Source organism: Mucilaginibacter sp. (assembly GCF_965277465.1).
GTDB lineage: Bacteria > Bacteroidota > Bacteroidia > Sphingobacteriales > Sphingobacteriaceae > Mucilaginibacter.
This window is the reverse complement of sequence record NZ_CBDICW010000001.1, coordinates 290,812-308,941: the sequence shown is the minus strand read 5'-3', so window position 1 is coordinate 308,941 and position 18,130 is coordinate 290,812. Positions and strand designations below refer to the sequence as shown.

The 18,130-nt window shown below is 40.6% G+C and carries 20 protein-coding genes; 11 read left to right on the top strand and 9 right to left on the bottom strand.

Features of this window, described 5'->3' with window-relative positions; all coding sequences use genetic code 11:
• Positions 1 to 105: 105 nt before the first annotated feature.
• The 4 genes from ACQY4U_RS01355 to ACQY4U_RS01340 all read right to left on the bottom strand — a co-directional run bounded on the left by ACQY4U_RS01355 (position 106) and on the right by ACQY4U_RS01340 (position 5,983).
• Positions 106 to 3,837 (bottom strand): ATP-binding protein, encoded by a 3,732-nt coding sequence (locus ACQY4U_RS01355; protein WP_428327561.1) that lies wholly within the window; start codon positions 3,835 to 3,837, stop codon positions 106 to 108.
• A 68-nt stretch (positions 3,838 to 3,905) separates the two neighbouring features.
• Positions 3,906 to 4,790 (bottom strand): ACP S-malonyltransferase, encoded by an 885-nt coding sequence (gene fabD / locus ACQY4U_RS01350; protein ID WP_428327560.1) that lies wholly within the window; start codon positions 4,788 to 4,790, stop codon positions 3,906 to 3,908.
• Between the two features lie 119 nt (positions 4,791 to 4,909).
• Positions 4,910 to 5,557, bottom strand: coding sequence for a GTP cyclohydrolase I FolE (gene folE, locus ACQY4U_RS01345; RefSeq protein WP_428327559.1), 648 nt, complete (start codon positions 5,555 to 5,557; stop codon positions 4,910 to 4,912).
• Positions 5,558 to 5,566: 9 nt separating this feature from the next.
• Complete coding sequence (locus tag ACQY4U_RS01340) at positions 5,567 to 5,983, bottom strand: 6-pyruvoyl trahydropterin synthase family protein (protein WP_428329713.1); 417 nt, start codon at positions 5,981 to 5,983, stop codon at positions 5,567 to 5,569.
• 44 nt (positions 5,984 to 6,027) lie between these two features.
• On the opposite strand from ACQY4U_RS01340, the gene mqnB reads away from it, so the two are divergent.
• The 4 genes from mqnB to ACQY4U_RS01320 all read left to right on the top strand — a co-directional run bounded on the left by mqnB (position 6,028) and on the right by ACQY4U_RS01320 (position 8,703).
• Positions 6,028 to 6,726 (top strand): futalosine hydrolase, encoded by a 699-nt coding sequence (gene mqnB, locus ACQY4U_RS01335; RefSeq protein ID WP_428327558.1) that lies wholly within the window; start codon positions 6,028 to 6,030, stop codon positions 6,724 to 6,726.
• Positions 6,727 to 6,733: 7 nt separating this feature from the next.
• Positions 6,734 to 7,594, top strand: coding sequence for a menaquinone biosynthesis family protein (locus tag ACQY4U_RS01330; RefSeq protein ID WP_428327557.1), 861 nt, complete (start codon positions 6,734 to 6,736; stop codon positions 7,592 to 7,594).
• A gap of 120 nt (positions 7,595 to 7,714) precedes the next feature.
• Positions 7,715 to 8,362 carry a tRNA (guanosine(46)-N7)-methyltransferase TrmB gene (trmB, locus tag ACQY4U_RS01325; protein ID WP_428327556.1) on the top strand — a complete coding sequence of 216 codons (648 nt, stop codon included), beginning with the start codon at positions 7,715 to 7,717 and terminating at the stop codon, positions 8,360 to 8,362.
• An 8-nt stretch (positions 8,363 to 8,370) separates the two neighbouring features.
• Positions 8,371 to 8,703 carry an MGMT family protein gene (locus tag ACQY4U_RS01320; RefSeq protein ID WP_428327555.1) on the top strand — a complete coding sequence of 111 codons (333 nt, stop codon included), beginning with the start codon at positions 8,371 to 8,373 and terminating at the stop codon, positions 8,701 to 8,703.
• A gap of 11 nt (positions 8,704 to 8,714) precedes the next feature.
• Here ACQY4U_RS01320 and ACQY4U_RS01315 read toward each other — a convergent pair whose 3' ends face one another.
• Genes ACQY4U_RS01315 through ACQY4U_RS01305 form a run of 3 tightly spaced genes read right to left on the bottom strand, consistent with a single transcriptional unit; the run spans position 8,715 to position 9,848 of the window.
• Complete coding sequence (locus tag ACQY4U_RS01315; RefSeq protein ID WP_428327554.1) at positions 8,715 to 9,077, bottom strand: hypothetical protein; 363 nt, start codon at positions 9,075 to 9,077, stop codon at positions 8,715 to 8,717.
• Positions 9,078 to 9,105: 28 nt separating this feature from the next.
• Positions 9,106 to 9,471, bottom strand: a complete 366-nt coding sequence (locus tag ACQY4U_RS01310) for a VOC family protein (RefSeq protein ID WP_428327553.1) — start codon at positions 9,469 to 9,471, stop codon at positions 9,106 to 9,108.
• Positions 9,471 to 9,848: a VOC family protein gene (locus tag ACQY4U_RS01305; protein ID WP_428327552.1), complete on the bottom strand. Its 378-nt coding sequence runs from the start codon at positions 9,846 to 9,848 to the stop codon at positions 9,471 to 9,473. The genes ACQY4U_RS01310 and ACQY4U_RS01305 overlap by 1 nt, the downstream gene beginning before the upstream one ends.
• Positions 9,849 to 9,960: 112 nt before the next feature.
• Here ACQY4U_RS01305 and ACQY4U_RS01300 point away from each other — a divergent pair, with 112 nt between their 5' ends.
• From ACQY4U_RS01300 to ACQY4U_RS01290, 3 genes are all read left to right on the top strand, one after another.
• On the top strand, positions 9,961 to 10,308 hold the full coding sequence (locus tag ACQY4U_RS01300; protein WP_428327551.1) for a carboxymuconolactone decarboxylase family protein: 348 nt from the start codon (positions 9,961 to 9,963) through the stop codon (positions 10,306 to 10,308).
• 136 nt (positions 10,309 to 10,444) lie between these two features.
• Positions 10,445 to 11,167: a tRNA pseudouridine(55) synthase TruB gene (gene truB, locus ACQY4U_RS01295; RefSeq protein WP_428327550.1), complete on the top strand. Its 723-nt coding sequence runs from the start codon at positions 10,445 to 10,447 to the stop codon at positions 11,165 to 11,167.
• Between the two features lie 61 nt (positions 11,168 to 11,228).
• On the top strand, positions 11,229 to 12,158 hold the full coding sequence (locus tag ACQY4U_RS01290; RefSeq protein WP_428327549.1) for a bifunctional riboflavin kinase/FAD synthetase: 930 nt from the start codon (positions 11,229 to 11,231) through the stop codon (positions 12,156 to 12,158).
• 1 nt (position 12,159) lies between these two features.
• Here the strand turns inward: ACQY4U_RS01290 and ACQY4U_RS01285 are convergent, their stop codons facing one another.
• Positions 12,160 to 12,783, bottom strand: coding sequence for a LysE family transporter (locus ACQY4U_RS01285; protein WP_428327548.1), 624 nt, complete (start codon positions 12,781 to 12,783; stop codon positions 12,160 to 12,162).
• A 208-nt stretch (positions 12,784 to 12,991) separates the two neighbouring features.
• Here ACQY4U_RS01285 and ACQY4U_RS01280 point away from each other — a divergent pair, with 208 nt between their 5' ends.
• Genes ACQY4U_RS01280 through ACQY4U_RS01270 form a run of 3 tightly spaced genes read left to right on the top strand, consistent with a single transcriptional unit; the run spans position 12,992 to position 14,448 of the window.
• Positions 12,992 to 13,915 (top strand): cobalamin-binding protein, encoded by a 924-nt coding sequence (locus tag ACQY4U_RS01280; RefSeq protein ID WP_428327547.1) that lies wholly within the window; start codon positions 12,992 to 12,994, stop codon positions 13,913 to 13,915.
• A 42-nt stretch (positions 13,916 to 13,957) separates the two neighbouring features.
• Positions 13,958 to 14,164, top strand: coding sequence for a DUF2683 family protein (locus ACQY4U_RS01275; RefSeq protein WP_428327546.1), 207 nt, complete (start codon positions 13,958 to 13,960; stop codon positions 14,162 to 14,164).
• 2 nt (positions 14,165 to 14,166) lie between these two features.
• Complete coding sequence (locus ACQY4U_RS01270) at positions 14,167 to 14,448, top strand: type II toxin-antitoxin system RelE/ParE family toxin (RefSeq protein WP_428327545.1); 282 nt, start codon at positions 14,167 to 14,169, stop codon at positions 14,446 to 14,448.
• Between the two features lie 158 nt (positions 14,449 to 14,606).
• Here the strand turns inward: ACQY4U_RS01270 and ACQY4U_RS01265 are convergent, their stop codons facing one another.
• Positions 14,607 to 15,215, bottom strand: a complete 609-nt coding sequence (locus tag ACQY4U_RS01265; protein ID WP_428327544.1) for a GIN domain-containing protein — start codon at positions 15,213 to 15,215, stop codon at positions 14,607 to 14,609.
• Positions 15,216 to 15,548: 333 nt separating this feature from the next.
• On the opposite strand from ACQY4U_RS01265, the gene ACQY4U_RS01260 reads away from it, so the two are divergent.
• Entirely contained in the window at positions 15,549 to 18,104 is a 2,556-nt protein-coding gene (locus ACQY4U_RS01260; RefSeq protein ID WP_428327543.1) for a family 20 glycosylhydrolase, read from the top strand.
• Positions 18,105 to 18,130 lie beyond the last annotated feature (26 nt).

Below are 18,130 nucleotides of genomic sequence, written 5' to 3'. Positions count from 1 at the left end.
CAACAAGTCTCCTGATTAAATAATATCATACATAGGCATGATAGACAGGGATTAACATAATTCACTCTTCAGGAATATCCCTGTTAAGGCAAACCGATAAGCTATCTATGCCGATGGCAAGCTGAAGTAAAAGGTAGTACCTTCACCCACCAGGGTTTCAAACCATACTTTACCGCCCGCATTTTCAATAGAGTTTTTAACAAAGGCAAGCCCCAGGCCAGTACCAGAGCTTTTGGTAGTAAAATTAGGCTCGAATATTTTTTCGCGCAGGTTTTCGGGGATGCCGTTGCCATTGTCTTTTAGCGTGAGCAGGATATTTTTACTGGTTATGAGATAGTTTATCTCAATAACCCCAAACCTATCGGCAGGCGCAGCCTCAATGGCATTCTTTAAAAGGTTATTAAAGCAGCGCAGTAATTGGTCGCGGTCTGCATTAATGATGAATGGCGTTTCGGGTGCCTGGTAAATAATTTTTACGTTATCCATCTGTTTAAAAATGGTAACGGCCTGGGTTATAATTTCAAAAATATTTAAATGCACCAACCTGGTATCCGGCATTTTTGCAAATGCCGAAAACTCCGATGCAATGTTAGACAGGCTCTCGATCTGCTCAACAAATGATTTGCTGAATCGCTCAAATTTCTGATCAAACTTAGGGTCCTTATCCTTCCACGATTTATCAAGCAGCTGCAAACCAAGCTTGAGCGGTGTTAGCGGGTTTTTAATTTCGTGAGCAACCTGCTTGGCCATTTCGCGCCAGGCACTTTCCCTTTCTGATTGTGCCAGCCTTGTAGCACTGGTTTCCAGCTCGGCAATCATCTTGTTGTATTCCTTAACCAATGCACCAATCTCATCGTTACGGTTCCATGTAATGGGTTCGTTCTTTTTGCCGTAAGTAGTTTTACTTAAGCTAAACTGTATAAAGCTTAAGGGTGCTGTAATTTGCCTTGCAATAATTACTGCAAACAAACCTATGGCAATAAAAATAAGCGCATAAACATTGATCATTATGTTTAATAATGAGCCTATCCGTTCCTTATAATCAGCCTCGTTAGAGAAATAGGGCAGCTGTAAATAAGCTATAGTTTGATATTTGGAGTTACGCACAGGCATATAGGCTGCTTTATAATTTAGCTTTCCTATAATTTCGTCATTAACAACTTCCGATTTTTGGTGCTTGCTCAAGTAAATAAATGCCCTGCCATTCATCCGGCGGGCCTGCAGGCCAAACTCATAAATTTTAGGCTGCGTATTGATCAGCTCTACCCCGTTACAATCATAAAGGGTAAGGTCGGCAGAGTAAGTATTGGCAAATTCGTTAAAATCAACCTGGCTGCTTTCGTTAATGTTATTTATGTATTTGCTGTATGGGCTGTTTTCAAATGCAGTTACAATACGGGTTATTTTTTCCCGGATGGTTTTTTCCTGCTGGGTTTGGTATTGGGTACTTATTGAAAAGAAAGTTATAAACCCAACGGCCATTAATGTAACCACTACGGCAAATATCATAGAGAACTGAATGCGAGTTTTATAAAGTATCAGGTCAAAATTTAGCTTAAAGGTCCAGCCCAGGCGGTTGTTTTTTATGTTATATATTTTTATCCTCACCCACAACCATCCTGCCAGTATAATCAAAACACTAAACACCAGGAAAACCACAAAGAAAAACGTAATGGAGGTTATCCCCGTAAAAAGCATGTTCTCCTCTTTACTTACCACAATAAGGTTACGCTCGCTGGGCTTGTAAATCAAATGGCTATAGCTTATAAAACGCAGGTACCATTCTTTATTACCATTGTTGGTGGTTTTGGTTATGTACTTTTTAAGTACGCCCTGCAAGTCGGTATTTTCCAGGTTATATATATAATTGCCACTTTGGCTAAGTAATTTATTATCGTTATAAAAAGCGTAAGAGTAGCCTTTAAATTCATCCTCAAAATTGATCTGCCCATCAATCAGCAGGTCAGGAAATGATACAAATGATTGCAGGGGCTTTGACTTTAGCTCCACCACAATGGTACCCAAACTTTTACCGTTTTGGTTTACCGGCAATATGGCAAAGTAGTTTTGAAAGCCAAATGATTCATTTACCCTGTAAAAATAAGCTGAAACTTTAAATGAGCTGTAGAGTACCAGGTCTTTAAAAACACTTAGCTCATAACTCTTATCAGCTGACAATGGCTGATCTTTGCTGTCAAACTCATGTACATCAAGGTTATATTTTGACAAGTAGCCATTAAAATACAATTTTTGCAGCCGCGTTTTTATATAGTTAACATTATGCTGGCTATCGTTAAAATATTGAATAATTGAAGTGTCGGCAATTATTTGCCCTTCAACCTTTTTAAATATTACATCGGCATTTACATCATCGGGCACTTCCAGCTTTTGAATAAATGCTTTGCGGGTGTCACTTTCTTTTATTGATTCGAAATAGTTTAGTTTAATAGACGATATCAGTGCACATATTAAAATCACAAATGTTAGCGAAAGGGCATTGATCTTACCACTCTCATACCTGTATGCATATGCCCTTATAAATACAAGGATGCACCAAAGCAAATAAAACAGGGTGAAGCCCTGGTAGTGTGTTGCAACAATAGTAGCTAAAACTACACCGGCTAATAATAATAAAGCCTTATTTAAGTTTGGAACCGGAAGCTTTACCGTAACAGTTAAAAAAACCTCGTTCAACAAGTAAAAGATCAGGAAGCTGAAACAGAGCATCAGCACACCAAGCGCACTAAAAAGCGAAAGGTTTAGCACATTGCTTACATCAAAACTTATTTTTGAATTGATGACCAGCCCATAAAAAAGATTAACCAATGCCGTTGATACTGCTATAAGCACTGCAATACCAAAAACTAAAATGGCATAGCTTACCAATTTACCGGGGGATTGCCTTAACAGCCTGCGGCGCTGCACATATAAAAAGCAAACAAACCAGCATATAAACAATATATTGATGCAAAAATCGCCAAGGGAAGGGTAGGCAACGCTGGATGCATAAAACGTAGGGTTAAAAACATCGAGCTTATAGGTAAACTCGGGCCAGTTATAATGAAGGTTAATAAACCTCACTAAAAATATAAATGCAGCCAAAACAACAAGCGATACCAGTAAATACCCTTTATGAGCTATATAGCAGCATATATTATGTGTTAATATGCAAAAGCACAACAAGGTTAACAGCCATATAGTTATCTCGTAATAAAAAAAGGTGTGATTAATCTCCCCCGGTTTTATTTTAACGGCAAACAGGTAATCATTATGAATACTCTTTATGTCGTAAACGTTCTTGTCGGTAAAATCGGCTATTTCAATGTTATCGTCGGTGGTAAGGTCGGCGGCAAACTTATTTTGCAGGTATTCGTTCTGAAACGCGTAGTTTACTTTTACAGGGATAAAAAATATAACCGAGAAGTTACCCTGAGTCCTTTTTATAGCCTCATAATAACCGTTAGCCTCTTTAATAAAGGAGTACCCGTTTTTTATAGCTGCTGCGTGATCGGGAATTATCTTGGTACCGCTCCAAAATTGTAAACGATCATCCTTAAATGTTGTGATCCAGATACTTCTTTTGCGGGTAAACTCATCAATCAGGTTTAAAGCGGCATCGGCACTGTCAGGCAATTGCTTTAAAAGCTCAAAATTATTTTTATTATCGAGCCATTCATTGATATGGCTTTCCTTTTGATGAAGATTGTCTTCAAGTATCTTGGCTGTTTGATCAAGGTTGTTTACAGGGGTATATGTTTTCCGGATTACAATAGCTGTAAGAAGTAAGCTGGCGCATAACAAAACCAGCAATAAGCGTATTTTTCCGGATGTAGCCAATGAATTTTTTTAACTGATGTAAATGTAACCAAAAATAAAACCATCTGTTTTACGGATGGCTTTCTAAATTATTGTATGGCCGCGCTTTCGGTAGGTATATGCCGGTCAACTTTTTTCACTAAACCCTGTAAAACACTGCCCGGTCCTACTTCAGTAAATGAAGTTGCGCCATCTTCAAGCATGTGCTTAACAGTTTGTGTCCAGCGTACAGGGCCAGTAAGCTGAGCTATCAAGTTATGCTTTATCTGTGCCGGATCGGTATATGGTTTTGCATCTATATTTTGATATATAGGGCAAACAGGTTCTTTAATTTCGGTATTTACAATAGCGTGCTGCAACTCAACCCTTGCAGCCTCCATTAGCGGCGAGTGGAAGGCACCGCCAACATTTAACTTTAATGCTCTTTTAGCACCCGCAGCGGTAAGCTCTTCGCAGGCTTTATCAACGCCGGCAATAGTACCTGAAATTACTAACTGACCAGGGCAGTTATAGTTTGCCGGTACTACAATATCGCTGATGCGGTGGCAAATATCTTCAACTGTAAAATCATCCAGCCCTATAATTGCTGCCATTGTTGATGGCTGCAGCTCGCAGGCTTTTTGCATGGCATTGGCACGTGCAGCTACTAAACGTAAACCATCCTCAAACGACAATGCTTTTACGGATACCAAAGCTGAAAACTCACCAAGCGAATGTCCTGCTACCATTTCGGGTTTAAAATCATCGCCCAAAACGGTGGCTAATATTACCGAGTGTAAAAATATGGCCGGTTGGGTAACATTGGTTTGTTTAAGGTCTTCAACAGTACCGTCAAACATAATATCGGTAATGCGGAAGCCAAGGATCTCATTAGCCTGCTCAAATAAAGCGCGGGCCTGTTCAGATGCTTCGTATAGATCTTTACCCATGCCTACAAACTGGGCGCCTTGTCCTGGAAAAATATATGCTTTCATTATGATTTATTGGTTCATTAATTTATTAGCCGAATGTTACTGCTATCCTCATCATAAACAACAGAATAAAATACAGAAGTATTTAACCGATGAATAAATGAGCAAGCAAAAGATTCAGCTTAACTCAGCTTTGCTGAAATCAAATTTAAAAATTCTGTGCGGGTTTTGTCATGCAAAAATGCACCGGTAAATGCCGATGTGGTAGTTACTGAATTTTGCTTTTGTACACCGCGCATGCTCATGCATAAATGGCGGCATTCAATTACTACACCCACCCCAATCGGGTTAAGGGTTTCCTGTATACAGTCCCTTATTTCGTTGGTTAGGCGTTCCTGTACCTGCAGGCGGCGGGCAAAAACATCAACCACGCGCGGTATTTTACTTAAGCCAACTACATGCCCATTAGGGATATAAGCCACATGTGCCTTACCAAAAAAAGGCAGCATGTGATGCTCGCACATGGAGTAAACCTCAATGTCTTTCACAATCACCATCTGGCTGTACTCCTCAGTAAACATAGCCGAGTTCAGGATCTCTTTGGCATTAAGGTCATACCCCTGTGTAAGGTACAGCATGGCTTTGGCAATACGCTCTGGTGTTTTTAGCAGGCCTTCGCGTTCGGGGTTTTCACCAATTTGCTTTAAAATATTGTGATAATGCCCTGATAGGTTTTCAATAAGCCCCGTGTTATACCGGTCAATTTTAACGTAACCCTCAATTTCGTCATCATCGTCATCCCTGCCCGGGATATAGTTTGCATTACTCATGTTATAGGTTTAATCACCGAAATATTCAGCAGAGTTGTTTTCCGTTTCGTATAGGTTAACCGAGTGTAAAAACACACCCTCATGAGCTTCAATCGGGCCTTTTAACTGGTTAAAAATCTCGATACAAAGTAACTCTGTCGAAGCCATTTTACCTGCCATAAAATCAACATCCTTATTGATGTTTTTATGATCAAGCTTTTCAATCACATAATCATTAATAATTACCTTAAGGTCTTTAAGGTCTATCAGATAGCCGGTGGCATGGCTAATCTGCCCTTTAACCGTTACAAACAGGTTGTAATTATGCCCGTGCCAATTAGGGTTGGCACATTTGCCAAAAACCTCGTTATTTTTCTCTGCACTCCACTCCTCACGGTACATCCGGTGTGCCGCATTAAAATGTTCCTTACGCGTAATGTATATCATCATAACAAATATTGCTGCAAATATACAAAACAAAAACAGGCGTTATGCTTTATCTTAGCGAACTAAAAAAAAGCAAAATGCGGATATTGATAGTTGCTGCCACTATTAAGGAAATTGAACCATTAATAGCTGAGTTTGGAAAAGGTGAGGCATCTACCGCTTCAGTTATCCAACTGCAAACAGCCAACTGCCAGGTACTTATAACGGGGGTTGGTATGGTAGCCACAGCCTTTGCATTAGGCATGCATCTTTCAGCTAACCGGTACGATCTTGTTGTTAACCTGGGAATTGCAGGCAGCCTTGACCGCAGCATTTCCCTTGGTGAAGTACTTGAAGTTACCGAAGATACTTTTGCCGAATTAGGCGCAGAAGATGACACCGAATTTTTATCTATCGAAAACATGGGCTTTGGGGTAAGCAAATATCACCCAACAACCAAGCTGATAGACCTGTATAACCTTTTTAATAACTTTAACCTGCGGGTTGCTACTGCCATAACTGTAAATACGGTACATGGTAATGATGCATCTATTCAAAAAATAGCCAGCCGCTTAAACCCCCAGTTAGAGAGTATGGAAGGGGCCGCATTTTTTTATGCCTGCCGCCAGCTTAATGTACCCTGTCTGCAAATCAGGGCAGTGTCAAATTATGTTGAAAAGCGCAACCGCGGCAATTGGAAAATAGGGCTGGCCATAAAAAATCTGAATACCTTTGCCGTGATGTTTTTACAGCTGTACGCTTAATATTACTATGAAACTAACACTTGGTTTTTCGCCCTGCCCTAACGATACCTTTATTTTTGATGCCATGATTCATCATAAAATTGACACCGAAGGTTTAGACTTTGAAGTGTTTTATGATGATGTGGAAACCCTTAACCAAAAGGCCATGCGAGGCCAGTTGGATATTACCAAATTAAGTTACCACGCCTTTGCCTACGTTGCCGATAAATATGTATTGCTTGATGCAGGCAGCGCCTTAGGTTTTGGTGTGGGCCCCATGCTGATCTGTAAGGATGATCCTGAAAAGCTGCATGCCCTGCTTTTGGCCGATGGCGCCCAGCCTAAAATAGGTATCCCCGGTAAATACACTACGGCTAATTTTTTATTAGGTACTGCTTTTCCAAATGCGACCAATAAGGTGGAGCTTGTTTTTTCGGATATTGAGGATGCCGTATTAGAGGGCAGAGTTGATATAGGCCTTATTATTCATGAAAACCGCTTTACTTACCAGGATAAAGGTTTAAAAAAGATCATTGATCTTGGCGATTACTGGGAAAAACAAACTGGCTGTGCCATACCCCTTGGCGGCATTGTTGCTAACCGCAGTTTATCGCTCGATGTGCAGCATAAAATAAACCGGGTGATCCGCCGCTCGGTTGAGTTTGCCTTTGCCGACCCCAAATCAGGGCTTGAATTTATCCGATCGCACGCACAGGAAATGAGCGAAGAGGTAATGTACAAGCATATTGAGCTGTATGTAAATAAATACTCTGTCGATTTAGGTGCCGAAGGTAAAAAAGCCATTAAACTGCTTTTTGATACCGCGTTAGAGAAACATATTATTCCGCAGATTAAAGAAGATATTTTCCTGACGGGATCACTGATTTAGGTTGATTTTTTGATTGCACTGATTACCGGCATTAATCACTAATTGCATTTGAATACCCCATTAAAACTTACTGTGCATTAAATTAGCAGAAAAGCTATTTTTGCATTTTAATTATTTAGAGTGGGAAAAGATAAATTAAAGCGTTTTGCCGAAATAGATACCTTCAGCAACGTTTTGCAGTTAGATGCCGGCAAGCCTTTTAAGGGGCGGTGGAATACCGGATTTTTTAAGAATAATAACCCAGTTGTACTTGAACTGGCCTGTGGAAAAGGCGAATACACCGTAAACCTGGCTACGATGTTTCCGGAGAAAAATTTTATCGGGATTGATTATAAGGGCAACAGGATTTGGCGCGGCGCTAAAACCGCATTAGAAGATGGCGTAAATAACGTAGGCTTTCTGCGGATCCAGATCGAAACCTTGTTGGATTATTTTGGCGAGGGTGAAATTGACGAGATCTGGATAACCTTTCCTGATCCGCAGCCACAATTAAGCCGCGAAAAAAAGCGACTTACCTCTTCCCGCTTTTTAGATATGTACAAACCCCTGCTGAAACCGGGTGGTTTTGTGAATTTAAAAACAGATAACGATGGCCTGCATGCCTACACCGCCGAAAAAATAGAAGAGTTGAAATTACCTTTACATGCAAAAACGGAAGACCTTTACCATTCTGAATTTGCCGATGAGGTACTGTGCATCAAAACCTATTATGAAAAGAAATATTTAAAGGTTAATAAAAACATTAACTACCTTAAGTTCTCTTTTTAAAGATACCCATGCCCGATCCTAATTTTTATGATAGCGTTTACCAGGTTGCAAGGTTAATTCCTGCCGGCAGGGTAACATCCTATGGCGCAATAGCTGCTTATTTGGGCACAAAGGGCTCATCGCGGATGGTGGGTTATGCAATGCAGGCGGCAGGCAGGGTTCATCCGCCGGTTCCGGCACACCGCGTGGTTAACCGCAATGGCTTACTTACCGCAAAATTTCATTTCGGTGGCGATTTGATGGAGCGTTTGCTCGAAAGCGAAGGTGTAAAAGTAAAAGACGATCAGGTACAGGACTTTAAGACCCATTTCTGGGATCCATCGATAGAATTGGCCTTGTAATTAAAAAGAAATTAGCTTAAGCTGTGTACACTTTCGCCTTTATAATCAGTAACCAGCCAGGTAAGCAACAAACAGTTACCAAAAATTACATAAAATAATTTACCGTCGGCATTGTTATTAAAAAGTGTGTAGGCAAGTATAATTACGGCTACAGCTACAGTAAACTCAACAGCTTCGTGAATGCTAAAGGGGATAAGCTTAACAGCACCCAAATTAAAATCGGTTAAAACCGTCATCAATAAATGTATAATGCCCAAAGCATAAGTAAACACAGCTAACAAACCTGTAAAACCAAAAATTATTGGCGAAGCCAACAAAAACACAACTACCAGCAGGTCAATAATTCCGTGAATTTTAGGTGTAATGAATTTCATAACTGTAAGTTTTTTAATGTAACAACTATTAATCAAGTATTTGTAGCAGCTCCATCCTGTTGCCAAAGGGGTCGGCAAAAGCAAACCGCTTACGTCCCGGAATGTCAGGCTCCTTAAACATTTGTACGTTGTGTTTTTCAAAAAGTTTCACGGCTGCATCAACATCTTTCACCTCAAAAGCCGTGTGCCTTATGGTGCGCCCTAAAAATGGCTCAATGCCTATATGGAGCTGTATATCACCAATGTTAAACCAGTACCCGGTGGTAGTAAACAAGTGGTTTGGCCGTTCAATTAATTGTAAGCCTAAAATATTGGTATAAAACTGCCGAGCTTCTTCCAGCCGTTCGGGCGGCACACAAATATGGATATGGTCGGCACGTACAAATTCAATCATTATTCGTCTTCGGCAAAGGTTAATACATAATTATTATTGTCAATAATTGAAAATTCTGTAGCTCCATAAAAGGTGGTTTCTAAACCTTTTATAACGGTAACCTTATTTTTTATCAGTTCAAAAAACTCCCTTATCTTTTTTAGTTTGATATACAGCAATTGCGAAGCGCCGTTATTGCGGCTTATTTGCGGCAGCTCATCGCCTAAGCTTTCAAAAGATTGGAACATGAAAGTAACATTGCCGTTCATCATCATGGCCCATACCAGGTTGTCGCCGGTTTCGGGCACAGTCATAACTAACTGAAACCCTATCGACTCATAAAAGGCGATCGTATCTGGCATGCTGGCAACAAAAATATTGGGTGATAAACTTTCCATCGGTTTTTAATAAAGCGGTAAAAATTACAAATAGTAGGTGGTTATAAAATTAAAGATTTATACTTTTAAAACCCCTACTACCATCATACTAAAACATAAAAAAATATAAACAATGGGACAATTAATTGAAGATTTTGAAGCATACCGAACCAAAATGAACGCCCGGATAATGGAATCGTCAAATACCAATATCAAACGTTTTTTTGCCTTGGATACCACCACATACGCCGATGGCGCATTGGATGTAAAAACAAAAGAAATGCTGGGCCTGGTATCATCAATGGTATTGCGCTGCGATGATTGTATTAAATACCACTTAGGTAAATGCTATGAAGCAGGCATTAATCACGATGAAATGAACGAAGTGTTTATGATAGCCAACTTGGTTGGCGGCTCTATTGTGATACCACATTACCGCAGGGCCGTTGAGTACTGGGATGAATTGAATGCGGTTGAGTAATAGCCAGCGATATTTTCTTTCTGCTGTTTAAATAAACGGCAGGAAGAAGACGGTGCAATCAAATTAATCACTCAAATGTTTGATTAAGACTATCTTTGCATTTTACTCTCCGCAATGCCGGACCAATAAAAGGAATTTGAATAATCCATATACTAAAATAGAAGAATTTGCCGAGGGGCAGCTGCTGTTAGTCAACAAGCCCTATAACTGGACCAGCTTTGACGTGGTTGGCAAAATCCGTAATTCGTTTAAGCCCTTAAAGCTGAAGGTTGGGCATGCGGGCACGCTCGATCCGCTGGCAACCGGCCTGCTGATCATCTGCACCGGGAAAATGACCAAGCAGATAGATACCTTTCAGGCACAGGAAAAAGAATATACCGGAACCATGATATTGGGCGAAACCACCCCATCGTACGATATGGAAACCGAGGCTGATCAAAAATTTGACATCAGCAGTATTACTGAAGAACAAATCAAAGCCGCCTGCCAGCAGTTTACAGGCGACATACAGCAATATCCCCCGGCACATTCGGCCATTAAAATTGATGGCGAAAGGCTTTACGAAAAGGCCCGCCGCGGCGAGGAAGTGGAACTGCGCCTGCGCAATGTTACCATAACCGAGTTTGAAATAACCGGCATAACCCTGCCCGAAATTAATTTCAGGGTGGTATGCAGTAAGGGCACCTATATCCGTTCTTTGGTGAATGATTTTGGCAAGGCGCTTAACAATGGCGCTTATCTTTCAAAACTAAGGCGCACCCGCAGCGGCCACTATAAAGTTGACGATGCATGGGAGGTTATGGAGCTGGTAAACACCATCCGCGATTTAAAAACGCCCGTACCCCAAACCGAACAATAACAATTATGCTATGGTAGCACGATATTCAAAATCAAAACTATCTTTGTTTTTTTAAATACCTATGCGCATCTATCATCATATTGATGAATTTACCCGTTTAAACAATGCTGTGGTTACCATTGGCACTTTTGACGGCGTACATATCGGCCACCGTAAAATTATTTCAGGCATAAAAGATCTTGCTGCAAGTTCGGGAGGTGAAACGGTGCTGCTAACCTTTTTTCCGCATCCGCGGATGATATTGCATCCTGAAGATGAAAGCATCAGGATGATCAATACCATTACTGAAAAGGCTGAACTGTTAGAACAATTAGGGATAGATCATTTAATCATTACTCCCTTTTCAAGAGATTTCTCTAACCAAACCGCCGAAGAGTATATCCGCGAAGTATTGGTTAATAAGATCGGCACAAAAAAAATAGTGATAGGTTACGACCACCGCTTTGGTAAAGACAGGTTGGGCGGCTTGCAGGATATGCAGCGCCTTGGTCCCGTTTATGGCTTTGAAGTGGTTGAAATACCCGAGCAGGATATTAATGACGTTGCCATTAGCTCAACCCGTATCCGTGCAGCACTACTTAACGGCGAAATTGAACTGGCCAATACTTTTTTAGGCTATCCCTTTTTTATTAACGGAACGGTTATCCGCGGCGATCAGATTGGCAGGCAAATAGGTTTTCCTACGGCTAACATTGTGATACAGGAAAGGTATAAACTGATCCCGGCAGACGGCATATTTGCAGTTACCGTAAAAACCGAAGATGGTGCATATAAAGGCATGGCTTATATAGGCACCCGGCCCACTATTAACGGCACTACGCGCAATATCGAAGTTAATATTTTTGATTTTGACCAGGAGATTTACAATCAGCCGATCCGGGTTGATTTTCAAAATTTTGTGCGCGGCGATATGAAACTTTCATCGCTTGATGAATTAAAGGTACAGATAGCCCAGGATAAGATCAATGTAAAAGCCTTGCTTGGCAATTAACTTAGTGCTTAAAAAAAGCCAAATAAACCTGTTTAACTACGTGATAAGCTGCAAATGAAAAGAAGAATATAGCTATAGCTGTGTTAACTAACTTATTGCTTAGCGTAAATTTTTCCTGAATATATTTGGCAAACTTGGCGTATAAAAACAAGGCCAAAAATGCACCCGCAGCGGCACCTATGCTGAAAATAACCAAAGCAACACGCCCGTCAACTATCCATTGGTGGGTGATGAGGTATGTACCTGTTATCATCCAGAAGGGGATTTGCATGGGGTTTAAAAAACCGAGCAAAATTCCGTATTTAATGCTTTCGTGCTCCGAGTAATTGGTTTCGGGTGGTTTATTACGGTTTACCCACGTAATGGCCCCTAATACACCAAACAGCACCACCATCACCCAGTCAATAATAGTATCCAACCTGACTTCGGACGACAGCCACTTGGCGGCATGCATAATAAAGTAGGTGAAAAAAAACTCAACGCACGAAAACGATATGATAAATATCAGCGCTTGCTTTAAGCCACGGTTGATGGTTATTTGAACTAAAGTAAGGTTTATGTTTCCGGGTGGGATATAACCTATAAAATTGGCAATTACCCCGATAAAAAAAGTCAGCAACAACATAATTCAAAGTAACAGGTTTTAAATGGAATGATTATAAACTCTTTTTGTTTGCCTAAAAATTTATGGTAACCTGTGGTTTACAATAAATTAAACTGAATTGATCGCGCTTCTGTAACATTCCAATTATCTGCTATTATAATTTCTACATCAATTTACCATTAGCAGCCTGTAAGTAATTCACATTGAATTACATTTGCACATTCAAAATATGCACACAAAAATAGTTTCCCTGTTACCGGCTGCTACGGAGATAGTTTGCGCCCTTGGCCTCGAAGATAATTTAGTTGGACGATCGCACGAGTGTGATTTCCCGGAGTCGGTAAAGCAATTGCCGGTATGCTCTGAAGCTAACTTTCCCAATGGCTTAAGCAGCGCCGCCATTGATGTAAAGGTAAAAGAGATCCTGGCCGATGCCTTATCAGTTTACACGGTAAACCGCGAACAGATCAAAAAACTATCTCCTGATGTGGTAATTACCCAGGCACAATGCGAGGTTTGTGCCGTATCATTAACAGAGGTAGAAGAGGCATTGGAAAACTATCTGGATAAACAAGCGCAGATCATTTCACTTCAGCCCAACAGCCTTGAAGATATTTTTAATGATATTAAAAGCGTAGCCACTACACTGCATGTGAGCGAAAGAGGGGATATACTGATTGAAGAATTACAGGAGCGGGTTGACATCATTCGCCATAAATTAAAATTTGCCGATAGTAAGCCTACCATTGCCTGTATTGAATGGCTCGCCCCTTTAATGCTATCGGGCAATTGGGTACCCGAGCTGGTAAACATAGCCGGGGCAACATCCATACTGACCGAAGCCGGCAAACATTCGCCTTATGTACAGTGGGATGATATCCGCCTGCAAAACCCCGAGATATTAATTGTAATGCCTTGCGGTTTTGCTATTGAGCGCACTTTAAAAGAGATTGATATATTGCTGCAACTACCCGGCTTTAACGAGCTGAAAGCCGTAAAAAACAACCGGGTTTATATTGCCGATGGCAACCAATATTTTAACCGCCCTGGCCCCCGTATAGTGGATTCCATCGAGATCCTTGCCGAGATCATTCACCCCAAACAATTTATTTTTGGTTACGAAGGCGATGGCTGGATAAAGTTTACCTTATAGATACATTTGAATAATATATTGGATTTTTGTAAATTTGAATATATGGAAACATTAATTGTTTATCCCACTAAAGAGCAAGAAAAAGTAGTTACTGCGTTTCTTGAGGCTTTAAATGTGCAATTTGAAAAAAAGAAAGAGGTATTACCGCATCATGTATTATCTGGCATAAAAAAAGGACAGAGTGATATAAAAAACGGAGACACTTTTACTTTTGAAGAATTTAAGCAGCAATTGTCTGTTTCTAAGTGAGCTTGACACTTATATTTGCAAGGGAAGCTAAAGAAACTTACGCGTCCATTCAATCACAAATACTTGATAGATGGAATCGAAGCGTGTTGGCAAAATTTGAACAAAAAACTATTAAGGTTCTCAACCTTATTGCTGAATCGCCTTTAATCTATCCAGCTACAACTCAAAATCCGAATGTTAGAAAGGGAATGATCAATAAAAATTGTTCAGTTTTTTACGAAGTTAAGGCAGAACATATTGAAGTATTATTCTTTTGGGATAACAGGCAAGAGCCTATTTTGTAGGCTATTTATCTTACTATTATTCGCTGTCGTATTTTTTAACAACCTCCATCTTGAAATCAAGCTAACCTTATTACCCATTCGCTTATAAACTCGCGGGAGCAAAATAAAAAAACCGCCCCAAATTACCGGAGCGGCTCAACATTATAATGAATTAGGGATTAAAGCGAGGCAAGTTCTGCGATGTCATCATTATCTGTAGCAAGCGGATTTACTGCTTTAGTTTGACGGGCAGTTAAAAGAGTGGTGGTGTTTAAAAAGGATGAATGATCATATTTAAACTGTGCATCAGTAATGCTGCCGGTCAAATCTGCTTTGGCGCGGTCATTAAGGCTGATGCTGGCTGTATATGCGTCCATACTCAATTTGGCTGATGCAGTATTGTATAATTTAACATCAAGCTCAATTGCTGAAAGTTTACCGAATGATTTTACCTCGGCATTATCATAAACCTCCAGGTTGCGCAAATCGCTAACGGTAACCCAAACCTTTAATTTTTGTGCGGTGTATGATGATATGCGCAAAACGCCGTTCTGATCCTGAACCAATGCGCTTTCGCCGTAATATTTATTGTAAACCTTTACCTGGTCTTCACTGCCGTCTGATATGTAAAGCTCAACGTTGCCGTGTACCTCAATATCGGTTATCTTGTTTACGTCTGTTAATACAGTACTAACTTCCTGATCGTTGTTGGTTGCTGCAAATGATGATTGGCGGAAACCGAATAATGATGCGAATAAAATGGCGATGGTTAAAATGGTAGTTTTCATGGTCTTAATATTTTTTGTGTGATTGTTGTGTTTGTTAATTTTAATATCCAAAACAACAACCTATTTAGCACTCCAAAAAACTAAATAGACCGTGCGAGCTAAGGTATAGACAAAAGGATCATCACAATCGGCAAAAGCTATAAAATTGATTTACAGGCCATTTACCTAAGCTCTATCGTTTAAAATGACGGATTTATCGGTTAGCAGTTGCTTATCATCGGCTATAGGACACATTTTATCTCCAGAATATACTTTTTAAAATATTTTAAAAAGTATATTTAATTTTCATAAATAATCTATATTAGCTAACTCAATCACCTAAATTATTGATCTATGCGGTATTATTTTTTTGTTATGCTGATAGCGGTTGCTTTTACAAAGGCGGCAGCGCAAACAAACAACCAGCCAAAGTTTAACGCTCACGACCTCACCATAAACTGGGAACCCGTAAAAAATGAATATCAAAAGCAGGAATCATTAAATGCCGTTACAATTACCAATACAGGTAAAAGCACTTTCCCTGCCACCGGGTGGAAAATGTATTTTAACTCGGCCCGCTTAGTGGCCAAAGCAACAGTTACCGGCAATGCAACAATAGATTTTGTAAACGGCGATCTTTTTAGTCTTACACCCACCAATACGTTTACCGCATTAAAACCTGGGGCATCGGTACGTATTGAGTTTTTAGATGAAGAACCCGTAGTTAATATTACCGATGGCCCCGAAGGGTTTTATGTAGTTTGGGATAACCAACCCGATAAAGGATACAACACAGGCGAGTTTACGCATACTGCGTTTAAGCCAACCTATATAGGCCTGGTAACCCCCGCTACTATTTACGATCAGAATAAAATAATAAAAGATATACCTGAGCAGCAGCTAACCAAAATATTCCCCACACCTGTAAGTTATACAGAAACCGGCGGAATGTTTATGATTGATGCCAAAACAACGATAACTGCAAGTGAGGATTTTTACTATGAAAAAGATTACCTGGGCAAACAGCTTGAACCGCTGCTTGGTAAAAAAGAGCCATTATTGACAGGTACAGCCAAGCCGGCTGCAAATGATATTAGCATAACCAAAATACCCGGATTGGGAGCCGAAGCTTACGAGTTAAAAGTAACTTCAGCCAATATCATTATCAGTGCGTCAACACCGGCAGGGGCATTTTATGGCATCCAATCATTAAAAACATTGATACCACCGGCAGCATGGGCGCATCCGCAGAAAGAGATCTCCATACCTTGTTTAGAAGTAAAAGACGAACCGCGCTTTGGTTTCCGTGGCTTTATGATTGATGTTAGCCGTAACTTTCAGCCCAAAAGTGAAATTTTTAAAGTACTGGATGTGCTTGCCCTGTATAAGATCAACGTATTTCACATGCACTTGACCGAGGATGAGGGCTGGCGCTTAGAGATACCCTCGCTACCCGAACTAACCGAAGTAGGCTCCAAACGTGGCCATACTTTAGATAGCAAACATTTTTTACCGCCATCTCACGGATCAGGTGGCGAAATTGACAATAAAACAGGTACAGGTTTTTATACCCGTGCCGATTTTATCGAGATCCTGAAATATGCCAGCAAGCTGCATATTATGGTGGAGCCCGAAATTGAAGCACCGGGCCATGCACGCGCCGCTATTAAAGCCATGAATGCCCGTTACGTACGCTTGATGGCCGAAGGTAAAAAGGATGAAGCTGAACGTTACCTGCTTTACGATCCGAATGACAAATCGGTATACAGTTCCAACCAATACTGGACAGATAATATCATTGATGTATCCATGCCGTCAACCTATAACTTTGTTCAAACCGTGATAAACGATGTGGTGAGCATGTACAAAGATGCAGGCGTACCCTTTAAAACCATCAACTTTGGCGGCGACGAAGTACCCGCCCATGTTTGGGAAAAATCACCTGCGTATTTAACACTGAAAGCTACCCATCCCGAAATTCAAAGCACTGCCGATCTGTGGTATTACTTTTACGGCAGGGTTAACCAGTTAGTAAAAGCCAGGGGCCTTTATCTTTCAGGCTGGGAAGAGATGACGCTGCGTAAAACCACGGTGGATGGCAACCCTTATTATGTGCCTAATCCTGATTTTATGCCGGAACACTTACAGGCCGAAGTTTGGAACAATACCCTTGGCGATGGGAATGAGGATCTTGCGTACAAACTGGCTAATGCAGGTTATAAAACTGTGTTGACCTGTGTCACCAACTTATATTTTGATATGGCTAACTATAAATCGTTTGATGAACCGGGATATTACTGGGGGGCATTTGCCGATATTGATAAACCATATTCGTTTATCCCGTTTGATTATTTCAAAAACTCAAAAGTGGATAAAAACGGCCTGCCTATAAACCGAAATATATTTATAGGTAAGCAGCGCCTTACCGATTATGGTAAAACCAATATTATAGGCTTGCAAAGTGCCGTTTGGGGCGAAAACATTAAAAGCACCGGCCGTTTGGAATATATGCTGCTGCCGCGATTATTAGGCTTTGCCGAACGGGCATGGAGCAAGGATCCGGAATGGGCAACCGAGAAAAATACGACAAAAAGCGATTCGCTTTACCAGCAGGAATGGATTAAATTTTTAAATGTGTTAGGTAAAAGGGAACTGCCGCGCTTAAGCTATTACAGCGGCGGTTACAATTACCGCATACCCAAACCGGGTGTTATTTTGCAGGATGGTAAGTATGTTGCTAATGAACAATTCCCCGGCATAGTGATCCGTTATACCACCAACGGTAAGGATCCTGATGCAAGCAGCAAGCTATATAACGATGCTGTTACAAATAACGGAAACACCTTAAAGTTCCGCGCGTTTGATACTAAAGGCCGAGGCAGCAACGTTTCAGAACCAGTTACTCCATAAATATAGCAACGGGGGCGTTTTGAGGT